Below are 11,823 nucleotides of genomic sequence, written 5' to 3' on the forward strand. Positions count from 1 at the left end.
AACAATGCTGCGACTCTCATCCTACTTTTCTCACCGTCGCAGCTCGTCCGTCAGCGAGCGCTGTACAATTGCAACGCTCGCTGCGTTAATAACAATCCTGATTTAATCTCTTCGTGACAATGTCACTATTAACGTATCGAAAGCATAAAAAAATCCCCCGAACAGTCGGGGGATTTTTTAGAAATCTGCTTTGCGTACATAATGGGGGTTTTTGTACTTTTTCTCGGGACCAAAAGTAGACACCACCAATTTATTCCATAACGCTTTATCAAACTCGCCTTTAGGAATCGAAGGGTAGAGGGTTTCTTCCTCTTCTCTTGCAAAGTTCATGTACTGCTTTTTCTTGATTTGGTTGTACTTCTTAGCAATTTGATTGTGCTTTCTTACCCATTCAAGTTTGTACTCACGCAGGGCTTTTTCACCTTTCTCTGCATCCATACGAGACAAGAAAAGACGCTTGTACGACACTTTTCTATCCAGCATGGTACGCATGACGGTTTGAATGTACTTACCGTGATGAGTAATGGTGATGTCATTCTCATCGATAGGCGTGATGCACCAGCTCTTTGGCAAAAAGCTTGGTTTCTTAAATTGCTTATTACGTTCCATCAGCACCTGATGAAGAACTAAATCAGATGTGCCGCGGAAAGTCTTTTGCCACTTAGCGATTCGAATTTGTAACGAACCTGGCAAGCGATAGATGTTAGTAAACTTATCTTGGTCCATGGACTTCAGTCATGAAATTAATATGCAATAGAAAACAGTTCGACATGAGCTGTGAGCGAAACGAAAAACACTTTTGCGGGGATAGCTCGTGTCGATAATTAACGCGATTTTACAACGACCTCGCGGATAATAGCGAGGGGTTATGTCAATAATAGGTAAGAAATAAAGAAATTGTTTAGATTATGAATGGAACTTTCGTATAAGAAAAGCCCGCAGCATAGCTAACGGGCTTCAAGTCAGTGGTAGCGCATTATGCAGACTGTTTAAACAGCTTCCTCGAATTGCTTGTCGTCTTCCTCTTCGATTTGCTGAATATGGCGATTGGCTTGTTGAAGTTGATACATCTGTGCATATCGACCATTTTGTTTTAACAGCGCCCTGTGTGTACCACTTTCAACTAAATCTCCGTGATGAAGAACGATGATTTGGTCGGCATCCAAAATCGTCGATAGGCGGTGAGCTATTACAACAAGCGTCATGTCTTGACGAAGCACTTCAAGGCTTTTTTGAATTAACGCTTCTGTACCCGAGTCGATGTTTGCCGTTGCCTCATCCAAAATCAGAATCTTAGGCTTAGCGACAAGTACACGTGCGAGCGCAAGCAATTGTTTTTGGCCTGCCGAAAGGCTCGTTTCACCTTGACCAAGTTGCGTATCTAACCCATTCGGGTAACGACGAATCTGTTCAACAAGGCCGACTTTTTCCAGCGCATCCCAAATCTGCTCATCTTCTACCTTTCTGCCCAAAGAGATGTTCTCACGGACGCTGGCAGGAAGAATATGTGGGTCTTGCTGTACCATCGCAACGTCTTTACGCAGCACGTCTTTGCCTAAAGATTTTAATGGACGCCCGTCAATCCGCAGTTCGCCGATTTCGGTTGGGTAGAACCCCATGAGCAAAGAAGCGAGTGTGCTTTTACCGCTACCGGTGTGGCCAACAAGCGCAATAAAATCTTGATGCGACGCTTTCAGTGAAATGTCTTTCAAGACGTCTTGTTTGCCATCGTAGCTGAAGGTCAGGTTGCTAAGCTCAATCGCACCAGTTTGCAGTGGCTTATGGTCATCCCCATAAGTTTGCTCTTGCGCATCGATCAACTCGAATACACGCTCACTCGATACCAATGCTTGCTGAAGCAATGCCAACTGCTGTGTCATCTCAATCAAAGGCTCGGTCACGCGCGCTAGGTAACTGATGAAAGCGTACAGAACACCCACGCCAATCAGCTCGACACCATTGAAGCCAAAGATAGCTACAAGAGAGAGTAGGGCAAGGCCTGCGAGCAAATCCATCAGAGGGCGCAATAGGTAGCCATTCAAGCGAATCACTTTCTTCGAGGCAACCAGATGGTCGTCAGTGAGGCCGTTAAACTGTTTGTTGAAGCGCTCTTCTTGCAGCATTAACTGCACCACACTCATACCTTGAATGGATTCGCTTAAATTGGCGTTAATGTCTGTCAGTAGGTCACGCATGTTTCGATAGCTTTCTGTACTGAGCTTTTTGAACAAGTACATAAAGCCGATTACGATTGGCAGCAGCACCAACACGACGATGGTTAGCTTCCAACTCATGTAAAACATGACGCCCAACATTACCAAGATCATTACTGCGTTTTTCACCACAGTGGCGATCAATAACTCATAAAACTGTTGCAGCGATTCCGTATCGTTGGTGATACGAGAAACCAACTTACCCGCAGGAGTGTAATCAAATGCCGATAAAGGCTGCTTGATCACGCCAGAGAAAACCTGTTTACGAATCGTTTTGATCGTGTTGGTTGCCACAATACTAAATTGCAATGATTGGAAGTATTGAAACACCGCTGAGATAAGCTGCAAGGCAATGTAACCTGCGGCAAGTGAGATCAATATGTCACGCGAGTAATCACCTTTCGCGATGTGTTCATCAATAAAATATTGAATCAGCCAAGGTCCGCCAGCACTGGCTAACGCCGCGATAAACAGTAGCGCCAAGCCTTTTAGCATCGGCTTTGGCTGTGACAATGGGTAAGACATTAACCGTTTAAACGTTGTCGATTGCTTCATGATTAGTCCTCCATTGCCTGTTCTAGTTTCTGGTACTGGTACATCTCCGCATACCAACCCTGACGTTCCAGAAGTGCTCCATGCTGGCCACGTTCTGCTATGTGTCCGTGATTCAACACCACAATCTCTTCTGCCGCTTCTAGAGCAGTGAGACGGTGGGCAATGACAATCAATGATTGCTCTCGATAGTAAGTCTCTAAGTTCTTTAGAATCTGGTGCTCGGTACGTCCATCAACAGCGGATAGGGCATCGTCCAATACCAATACTTGGGCATTGAGCAGCATGGCGCGTGCAATGGCGATACGTTGTTTCTGACCTCCAGAGAGGGTAATGCCTTTTTCGCCCACTTCTGTTTGGTAGCCTTCAGGAAACTTCTCAATATCGTCGTGGATACAAGCCAGTTTCGCCGCTCGATAAACGTCTTCTTTTGATGCGTTAGGGTTGCCCAGAGCGATATTGTCGAAGATAGATTTAGAGAACAAAAACGGGCTTTGGTTAACAACAGCAAAACGGTCTCGCCACTCTGGCAGGACTGCGTCCTTAATTTTGACATCACCAAACTGAATCGTACCGTTATCCATGTCATGTTGACGAAGCAACAAGGTTAGTAAGGTTGATTTACCACTGCCAACTGGGCCTGCAATGCCGAGCATTTTTCCTGGCTCAAGGGTGATGTGAACATCAGTTAGTGCTGGTGGCAGATCGTTAGACCAGTGGAATTCGTCAATCTTGATCTGCAAGGGTAAAGGTTGAGTGCCCAATGACGTTTCACCACTGACGATCTCTGGCTTTTCATCGAAGATTTCTTGCAGACGGTTCCACGCGGCAGAGCCTCTTTCCAAGATGTTAAATAGGAACGCGAATGCCAGCATAGGCCAGATCATAAGACCCAAATACATAGTAAATGCGGTCAAATCCCCGAGTGTGATATCACCTTGTTCAACTAAGTAGGCACCAGACGCCACGCTCAAAAAGAAAGACATACCAATAGTCAGCTGAATGGCTGGATCAAAGCGCGCATCGACACGGGCAACGGCGATGTTCTTCTCGCCCGTATCATCCACAACCTCTTCAAAACGTTGCTGCTCTTGGTTTTCTAATCCGAAAGCACGCAGCATGCGCACGCCGTTTAATGACTCTTGAGTCATGTCTGACATCGTAGAGAAGGCTTCTTGTGCGATTTTGAATCGTTTATGCAGAATACGAACGATGAAGAAGATGATGATGGCAAGAAACGGCATCGGCAATAATGCCATTGCAGTCAGCTTCCAACTGATTTGCGTCACCATGATGATCAGTACCGCGATACCAGTGATCAGAGAATCGGCCGCAGTTAACACGCCTTCACCTGCGGTCATAACAATGTTGCGAACATCGTTCGTACCACGAGCCATCAGGTCGCCAGTTTTGTAGCGCTCAAAGAATCGAGGGGGCTGAGTAGAGACATGACGATAAAGGCGATTACGCAAAATGGTGCCTAGTTCCCAACTCGCGCCAAATAACCAGATCCGCCACAGTATTCGACAGCCATATATCGCAAAAAACAGCACGATAAGGCCTAATAACCACATCACTAAGGTGCTGGTTTCGAGGGTATTATCTACCACGCCATCGACAATAATGCCGACCGCTTTGGGAGGAACAAGCTGAAGGGCTGAAATGACGGCAAATAGCAGGATGGACCCCACATACTGCTTCCACTTTAGTTGGAAATACCAACGTAGCTGCCAGAATATTCTCATTTCGCCTCCTGCTTAAATTATTGAATTTATTATGGAACCATTATTGAGCGAATGGATGAGTTTACAAGCATAATTTTTGAGCGAAATGAAAAACAACACAATGTATCGATTTTATAGAGGCTCTATGAATCGCAACCTTATGTATTGCTGAAAGGCGAGGATGTAACAAGATATTGTGAAATTATTGTTAAATGCTATTTTTGCGAAGTTCTGTCTCTAAGGCGGGTAAAAGCTCCAAAAGTATCACTCTTGAAGCTTATTTTTATCGGTTTTAGCAGTCTCTGGTTTGAATTCCGTATTTTATTTGACCACCTGCGGTTTTCGGATAATACACCTCTACGTAGCAGAGATGGAAAATATCGACAGGCTTGTTTGCGAAGCCGATAAGAAAGTAGGGCTCTTCTTCGTCTTCGACGCCATACCATCGATTGATGGTTAACTGAGGATCAAATCCCGCCAAATCGTGAGCCGGAATCACATTCTTAATATAGCCGTAATAGCCAATCAAATCGTTAACGCCGTCGTTGTCCAAGTCAATGTTCATCAGCTCTCCAGAATCGACGTTTTCTTGCGACTGGATCACGGCTTTTGCGTAGACCTGATTGTTGGCGGTCATCAGCGCCTCACGGGCACCATACAAGACAGCGATGCGAGCATCCTTCTGGATACCAAGAAATTTTGGGAGCGCAACGACACTTACCACGCCAAGAATGACGATATAAACCACCAATTCTATCAGTGTAAAACCTTTGGTATTACGCACAACCAACCTCCGAATATGTGTTTTTATAGTCTGCTATTCTGGAACAAAATTATGGTTGTAAAGGTATTGAAAAAGAATGAAGTTATGCGATGAATGGTTCGGTTCTAATATATAAAACAAGTTGCTTAAAATTGCAGGAGAAACTCATTCATTCTCACACAAAAAGTAAGCTTTTTCTCAATAAGAAGAGATGAAATACGTGTTGGAATAAGGCGTGGAACATGATGCCCTCAATCGAGAATTCCCTTTGATGAATGTGGCATTTGTATCACTAACGCACTGGAGAAGTTTGTCATGGTAAATGAAATCGGCTTTTTGGCGACGAGAGGTGGGTTAGTTCATCTCAGAAAGAACAAATTCGACGAAGGTACGATTTTTAAGGGAAAGCTGTTTTGAACGGTAAAGCAGGTGGATCGGCTTTGGCTTGGGAGTATGTTGATGGAGAATTTCCACCAATGTGCCAGATTGGATGTCTTGTTCAACTAAGATCTTTGGTTGCAGAAGAACACCAGAGCCTTTTAACGCGGCAAACTTAAGTACATCGCCATTATTAGACGTTAATCGGGTGTTGCTGTTTCCAAAGGTATTAGATGGCATGTTCACCACTTGTTGGCTTTCTCCTTGGTGATACTGAAACCCCAAACAATGACGATGTCCAAGGTCATCAAGCGATTGGATAGGGGCATGTTGATCAAGGTAAGAGGGTGAGGCGCAGTAAGTCATGTGGTATTCACCCAATTTTCTCGCGACTAACGACGAATCGACCAACTCACCGATTCGAATAATCACATCAGCTTCACTTCGATATGGGTCAATCAAATTGTTGTCCAACATCAGCTCGACGTTCAAATCGGGAAATTCTGCTAAGAAGTCAGCCACGATAGGAGCAATGACCTTTTTGCCATACGTGACAGGGCAGTTAACTTTTACTGTTCCGGTTGGACGGTTGATCAGCGTCTGGATCAGGTTCTCTGCGTTGGTGATGTCTTCAATAATGCGGTGGCACTCTTGGTAGTAGAGTCTACCGGCTTCGGTCAGGGACTGTTTGCGCGTGGTGCGATGAATCAGCTGTGTACCTAAGCTTTGCTCAAGAAAGCTCATGTGCTTGCCAACCATGGTCGGTGAAATATCAAAGTGGTGTGCGGCATTACGAAAGCTGCCGTGTTCGACCACGTAAGCAAAAACTTTCATGCTTGTTAATTTGTCCATTGCACACCCAGAGTTGATAAAGAAATAACTAAAGCAGAGTTTATCAATCATATGAGGTTAATTACAGTGGCGAAATGATTAAGAATGGAGAAAGAGAGCCATCATGAGTGAGACGATTTTTGTTACCGCCGAACTGAAAATGAATGCTGATAAACCAAGACAACAAGTGATTGAAGCCATTGAACAATTTTGCCTTGATATGCAAAGTGAAGCGGGATGTTTGCAAGCGAATGCGACCTACGATTCGAAAGAACCACAACGTGTGATTCTTTGGGAGCGATATGAAAGCCGCGCCGCGATTGAAGCGCATTTTGCTATGCCGCATACACAAGCGTTTATTGCGGCTGAAATGGCGGAGTTAGTTCAAGCATTCGAAACCCAAGCTCAATAGGAGAAGTGAACATGAAATGGAGCATTTTAGGCACAAGCTTTATCTCAGGTGTCATGGCTGAGGCAATCCAAGGCGATGACAAGAGTGAACTGTACGCGGTTGCTGGGCGTTCGAAACAAAACTTAAAGGTATTTGCTGAGCAATATGGCATCGAAAACACGTTCAACGATTACGATGCGTTGATTGCCGATGAGCAAGTCGACATTATTTATATCGCATTGCCAAATCACCTTCATCATGACTTTATTGTCAAAGCGGCGGAGCTGGGGAAAGCGATCCTGTGTGAAAAGTCACTGTCGGTAGATATGGAAAAAACCGAGCTGGCACTTCAAGCAGTAGAAGCGCACAAGGTGTTCTTTGCTGAAGGCTTGATGTACTTGCATCACCCGTTGATCAGCGAGTTACTTTCGGTGCTTAAATCGGGAGAGATCGGTGAACTTCGCTCCATCCATACTTCTTATATTGCGTCGATTGCGCAGTTTGTTAATCCAGACAGCAAAGGTGCTTTGTATAATTTAGGTTGCTACCCAATATCATTGGTGCACTTGGTGGTGAAAACCATGTTGGGTGAACAAGCCTTTGGAAACCGCTCTATGACGGCGATTGGTCGACGAGGTAACGATGGGAATATCTGTGAATCGAGCTTGATGATGCAATTCGGTGAGCAACAAACGGCGAGCGTGCATACCGCCGAAGATCACGGATTGAAACACCAATTCACCATCCTGGGTAGCAAAGGCTGTATTACGTTAGACTCGAATCCATGGCTACCAACGCAAGATAACCAGTTTAGTGTGGAAATTTACGAGACGTCGAAGCGTGAAGTGTCTGTTCCGGCGGCAGGGGATGCTTTTTACTATCAAGTGCGCAATATTCGCCAAGCGGTTGAAGCAGGGTGTACCTCGTTAGAGAACCCTTGTGCAACATGGGACGATTCTCACCGTATCATTCAGCTACTGACGGAGTGGGAATCACTGGCTTCAAAGTAAGCCTGTGTTTAGGTGAAATAGACCAATGAAAATAAAAACGGCGTACTAACAATGATCAGTGCGCCGTTTTTACTTTGTGTTCAGTCTGGATTAAATGCGGTTATCGCCAGTGCTGAATGCAATGACTTGACTGATTTCAGTCAAACTTCTACCGCTTTCTTGCTGCCATTGAACAAAGGCTTTGTTAGTTGCGTCGAGCGATTTCTTAGTATCTTTGCCACCTTCAATGATCTTGCAATTACGCAGATAAGCTTCAACGTCGCTAGACAGGATAAAAGTGTCAACGCCCATTTGACGCAGTGTGTAAGGGCCAGTATTTCCGCCTAAGCGATTCCCTTTTTTCTTTAAATATGCCCACAAGTCGGTGACTTTTCCTTGTGGCCAATCTGCGACCATTTGGCCAAAAGATCCGTATTCGATTTTTGCTTCGTGGATCATACGAGCGTTGGCAGGAATCGACATGACTTTGGTGAGGTGGCGAATAATGCGTTTGTCGGTTGCTTTGGTTTCCCATTGCTCGTCTGACAGCATCAACAACGGCTCAATCTTAAATCCGAAGAATACTTCTTCGAAGTTCGGCCATTTGTTGCGAACCACGCTCCACGAAATCCCACATTGGAACACCTTCATCGAAAATGCCGCTAGCCAACGGTCATCGGGAATCGTTGCCAGTTCTTCTTTGCTTAGTGGGTGAGACAAAAGTGCTTCAAGTTGATCTTCGCCGCCTTTGCGCTCGGCTGCACGCTGATAAATCGCATCAAATTTCTCGATACTCATAAAGGAAGTTAGTCCTAGTTTATGTCGATATTTGCGAAACATACTACGCTTAAGTGGCTGAATCGTAAATTGATGGAGTGTCACAAATGAAGAAGGTCACATTAACGTTTGTCGGGGAAGGTTCGGATCGTATTGCAGAAAAATTCTATGCGTGGATGACGGACGGTGGGTTAGAAGACAGCATGATTGAGAATTTATCTGACCGTGAATTCTCAGTTGTCGGCATCACTGATATGGATAATGAAACGCGTGATGTGGTAATCAATACGGAAATGAACTAACGAGTTGTCTTTGGTCTGCAAGTAGAATCAGATAAAACAAAGCCCTTCACGAGAAGGGCTTTGTTGCGTTTATAAGTATGGGCACCTAGTTGTGTACCAGCGTTAAACCACTTGGTAGTGCATCACCAAAGATACGCTTCGATTCGCTCTCAGAAAGCTCTTTGACTTCTTCAACCAGCGATACCCAAGATTCAGGCACCTTGCTTTGCTTCAACTTAGCCAGTACCTGTTCACGGTAGTCGTCTGAGATATCGAATAGGCGGTCGCCCGTCTTACGACAAATCATTACGGCTGCGAAAGCGATCATTGGCTCTTTCTGCCAGTTCTGTTCCAACAGCTTAGGTAACCATTGTTCCGCTTGTTCACGAGGAATGACATTGTGCTGGCTGCCATATAAAGGCGTACGTGATGCCAAGCGACCCATTGCCCACCAGTGCGCTTGTTCGAACTGATTGTGGTTGATGGCTTTGCTCAAGAACCACGTTGCCAATAGAACTTTGTCTTCGACTTCTAGGTGTTCAAGCGATGCCGCTAATCGAACCATGGATTCATAACCCATGTCTTGTGCCGCTTTGGCGGATTGTGGGTTTTTCATCGCGCCAGGGTGTAGGTATTTCGCGATGTCCGCCAAGATGGTCTCTTGCTGCTCTTGGCTCAAGCCACCTGCGATGCGACGCCAGAACACCCACCAGTCAGTCCAACCTTGATGGTTCTTGAACTGAATGTTTTGTTGGTAGAGACCCCAAACTTGTTCAATGCGCCATGAGTCGGTTGGATCGCCAAAGCCCGGACGCAGTGCAAAACCTGCCAAACGAAGCCAGTTTTTCTCGTGTTGTTCAGAACGGCGACGACGTTTACGACCTTGTGCAAAGGTATCGAACAGTTGACGTAGGGTCGTGAAATCCCACTCGTCGCGCTTGCCAAGTTTCTTCTCAAGATCTTTGGCTAAGGTTTTGATCTCTTTGCTTTCCGCGCTTTTTTTATTACCGCTGTAAAGGCGAGCGATCAGCTCCTTACATTCGTTCAACTTAGGGTGAAGTTTAACTTGTTCACTGTCGTCGGTTTGCTTGTTACGAACTTCGAATTCCAGCTCCCAACGTTTGTTGTCGTCTTCTGCGCTGACACATTCCATCTTAAGCGTGCCGACTTCAGTCAACTGACACGCCAGTTGCACTTCTACGCGCTCTTTCTGGTTGGCTTGCAGTTCGGCACCTTCACCTTCAAGGGTGGTGATATAAGGCGGCAGAGGCGCAAACAAGTCCGGATCAACGTCAACCATCACACCGTTTTGAATAGTGATGTTATTGGTTAAGGTGTCGTGGGTAGAAGTCAGCAGGTTAAAGCGAACGGGTTCACCTAGGGTAAGCGAGAAGCGACGACCACTTAAGCGGATCTCGTGACCTTCTTCTGTACCTTTTGCAAGCAAACAGAGCGCTTTGCCCATCTTGTTCTTTTCTTGAAGATGCAAGAAGTAAGAACGGGCTGCACCACCACCAATTTTTAGCTGTGCACCACGACGCGCTTTACCAAACGCAACGGCACCCAGTGCAACAGACCAATCTGGATGCGGGTTATCTAATACCGTAACCGGAGCACCACGCCAATCGGAAAGTAGGGTAGTGACACGCTCAGTCACAAGTTCACTGTTGAATACACCACCATTGAGTAGCAAACCGACTGGAATGGCATTTTGTTTGTCGTCTTCAATGCCAAGAGCGGCACGAGACACTTGCTGATGCGTCGTTAAGAACTCGGCAACGTGTTTGCTCACTGCAGGGTCAGCGACGTATGGAAGACCAAACTCAACAACGGCGCTGCGGCGTTTGTCTGGTACTTCACTGAAATCAGAAAGTGGGAAGAAGCCATCTAAAGCGATTTGGTGCACTTCTTGTTTGCTCAGCCCAATACTTTTTGTTCCGCCAAGAAGTTTTGAGCCGCTGCCCAGCATAGTGATTTTCACTTCTTCAGGTGCATTCGCTGAAAGCAGGTTCTCTTTCGCTTTACGCGTTTGTTGAATCAGCTTAGTCAGGCTTGCTGCAGTGAGCTTCTTACTCTGATTGAAGCGGCTTTCCGCAAGGTGCGCGAGTGCTAAGTCGAGGTTGTCACCACCAAGCATCAAGTGTTCGCCAACGCCAATACGATCAAGGGCTAACTCATCTTGAGAAGAGAAACTTGCTTCAATCAAGCTCAAGTCGGTGGTACCACCACCCACATCGCACACTAGGATCAGTGGCAACTCTTTGAGCTCATCAGCTGCGGTTTGCTGGTGGCGTGCGTACCAGTCGTAACATACGGCTTGTGGTTCTTCGAGCAGGACGATTTTTTTCAAACCTGCCAACTCAGCGGCTTCAAGCGTAAGCTTACGAGCGGTTTCATCGAACGATGCTGGAACGGTCACAACCACATCTTGGTCTTCTAGCTTATTGCTAGGGTGACGGTAGTTCCATGCTTGACGAATGTGGTTGAGGTAGCTTGCGCTGGCAATGACGGGAGAGACTTTGTCCACGTCTTGCGCGCCAGCCCAAGGAAGAATATCAGAACTACGATCCACCGCTTGGTGTGATAGCCAGCTTTTAGCACTGGATACCTGACGTCCTTCCACCTTAGCGCCTAATTCACGAGCCCATTCACCCACGATCACATTACTAATGTCGCCAGATACAGGTTCGTTTTCCCAAGGAAGTGTCAGGTCAGAAGGGGATATTTGACCAATCGCAGGGTGGTAGCGGAAAGAGGGCAGCAGTGGCTTACGAACCACTTCACCCGGACCAATCAATTGGTCGATGTCGAATAGGGATACTTCGGATTGTTCAAGGTTGTCGGTGATTTCACAGTACGCCACCACAGTGTTTGTGGTGCCAAGGTCAATACCAACAAGAAAACGAGGAGATGCCATACAAACC

10 protein-coding genes are annotated in these 11,823 nt (G+C 46.0%); 3 read left to right on the forward strand and 7 right to left on the reverse strand.

From position 1 onward, the window contains the following. Nucleotides 1-177: 177 nt before the first annotated feature. The 5 genes from QTO06_RS17725 to QTO06_RS17745 form a co-directional block, all read right to left on the reverse strand. Nucleotides 178-726 carry an MSHA operon transcriptional regulator gene (locus QTO06_RS17725; protein ID WP_264403164.1) on the reverse strand — a complete coding sequence of 183 codons (549 nt, stop codon included), beginning with the start codon at nucleotides 724-726 and terminating at the stop codon, nucleotides 178-180. Between the two features lie 263 nt (nucleotides 727-989). Continuing rightward, nucleotides 990-2,768 carry an ABC transporter transmembrane domain-containing protein gene (locus tag QTO06_RS17730; protein WP_331409166.1) on the reverse strand — a complete coding sequence of 593 codons (1,779 nt, stop codon included), beginning with the start codon at nucleotides 2,766-2,768 and terminating at the stop codon, nucleotides 990-992. Nucleotides 2,769-2,770: 2 nt separating this feature from the next. After that, complete coding sequence (locus QTO06_RS17735; protein WP_331409168.1) at nucleotides 2,771-4,510, reverse strand: ABC transporter transmembrane domain-containing protein; 1,740 nt, start codon at nucleotides 4,508-4,510, stop codon at nucleotides 2,771-2,773. 271 nt (nucleotides 4,511-4,781) lie between these two features. Beyond that, on the reverse strand, nucleotides 4,782-5,273 hold the full coding sequence (locus tag QTO06_RS17740) for a type II secretion system protein (protein WP_331409169.1): 492 nt from the start codon (nucleotides 5,271-5,273) through the stop codon (nucleotides 4,782-4,784). Nucleotides 5,274-5,606: 333 nt separating this feature from the next. Beyond that, nucleotides 5,607-6,482 carry a LysR family transcriptional regulator gene (locus tag QTO06_RS17745; RefSeq protein WP_331409170.1) on the reverse strand — a complete coding sequence of 292 codons (876 nt, stop codon included), beginning with the start codon at nucleotides 6,480-6,482 and terminating at the stop codon, nucleotides 5,607-5,609. Nucleotides 6,483-6,585: 103 nt separating this feature from the next. Here QTO06_RS17745 and QTO06_RS17750 point away from each other — a divergent pair, with 103 nt between their 5' ends. Next, nucleotides 6,586-6,873 carry a putative quinol monooxygenase gene (locus QTO06_RS17750; RefSeq protein ID WP_045451982.1) on the forward strand — a complete coding sequence of 96 codons (288 nt, stop codon included), beginning with the start codon at nucleotides 6,586-6,588 and terminating at the stop codon, nucleotides 6,871-6,873. Between the two features lie 11 nt (nucleotides 6,874-6,884). Next, nucleotides 6,885-7,862: a Gfo/Idh/MocA family protein gene (locus tag QTO06_RS17755; RefSeq protein WP_331409171.1), complete on the forward strand. Its 978-nt coding sequence runs from the start codon at nucleotides 6,885-6,887 to the stop codon at nucleotides 7,860-7,862. A 90-nt stretch (nucleotides 7,863-7,952) separates the two neighbouring features. On the opposite strand, the gene QTO06_RS17760 is transcribed toward QTO06_RS17755, so the two are convergent. Further along, complete coding sequence (locus QTO06_RS17760) at nucleotides 7,953-8,639, reverse strand: DNA-3-methyladenine glycosylase I (protein WP_331409172.1); 687 nt, start codon at nucleotides 8,637-8,639, stop codon at nucleotides 7,953-7,955. 86 nt (nucleotides 8,640-8,725) lie between these two features. Here QTO06_RS17760 and QTO06_RS17765 point away from each other — a divergent pair, with 86 nt between their 5' ends. After that, entirely contained in the window at nucleotides 8,726-8,920 is a 195-nt protein-coding gene (locus tag QTO06_RS17765; RefSeq protein ID WP_005433953.1) for a hypothetical protein, read from the forward strand. 85 nt (nucleotides 8,921-9,005) lie between these two features. Here the strand turns inward: QTO06_RS17765 and QTO06_RS17770 are convergent, their stop codons facing one another. After that, entirely contained in the window at nucleotides 9,006-11,816 is a 2,811-nt protein-coding gene (locus QTO06_RS17770; protein WP_331409174.1) for an Hsp70 family protein, read from the reverse strand. Nucleotides 11,817-11,823 lie beyond the last annotated feature (7 nt).

The sequence above is a fragment of the Vibrio sp. M260121 genome (genome assembly GCF_036533715.1).
Classification (GTDB): domain Bacteria; phylum Pseudomonadota; class Gammaproteobacteria; order Enterobacterales; family Vibrionaceae; genus Vibrio.

Excerpts from the sequence above, each read along its gene's own strand:
- QTO06_RS17725 (WP_264403164.1), bottom strand. The coding sequence starts at position 726 with ATGGACCAAGATAAGTTTACTAACATCTATCGCTTGCCAGGTTCGTTA.
- QTO06_RS17730 (WP_331409166.1), bottom strand. The coding sequence starts at position 2,768 with ATGAAGCAATCGACAACGTTTAAACGGTTAATGTCTTACCCATTGTCA.
- QTO06_RS17735 (WP_331409168.1), bottom strand. The coding sequence starts at position 4,510 with ATGAGAATATTCTGGCAGCTACGTTGGTATTTCCAACTAAAGTGGAAG.
- QTO06_RS17745 (WP_331409170.1), bottom strand. The coding sequence starts at position 6,482 with ATGGACAAATTAACAAGCATGAAAGTTTTTGCTTACGTGGTCGAACAC.
- QTO06_RS17750 (WP_045451982.1), top strand. The coding sequence starts at position 6,586 with ATGAGTGAGACGATTTTTGTTACCGCCGAACTGAAAATGAATGCTGAT.
- QTO06_RS17755 (WP_331409171.1), top strand. The coding sequence starts at position 6,885 with ATGAAATGGAGCATTTTAGGCACAAGCTTTATCTCAGGTGTCATGGCT.
- QTO06_RS17760 (WP_331409172.1), bottom strand. The coding sequence starts at position 8,639 with ATGAGTATCGAGAAATTTGATGCGATTTATCAGCGTGCAGCCGAGCGC.
- QTO06_RS17765 (WP_005433953.1), top strand. The coding sequence starts at position 8,726 with ATGAAGAAGGTCACATTAACGTTTGTCGGGGAAGGTTCGGATCGTATT.
- QTO06_RS17770 (WP_331409174.1), bottom strand. The coding sequence starts at position 11,816 with ATGGCATCTCCTCGTTTTCTTGTTGGTATTGACCTTGGCACCACAAAC.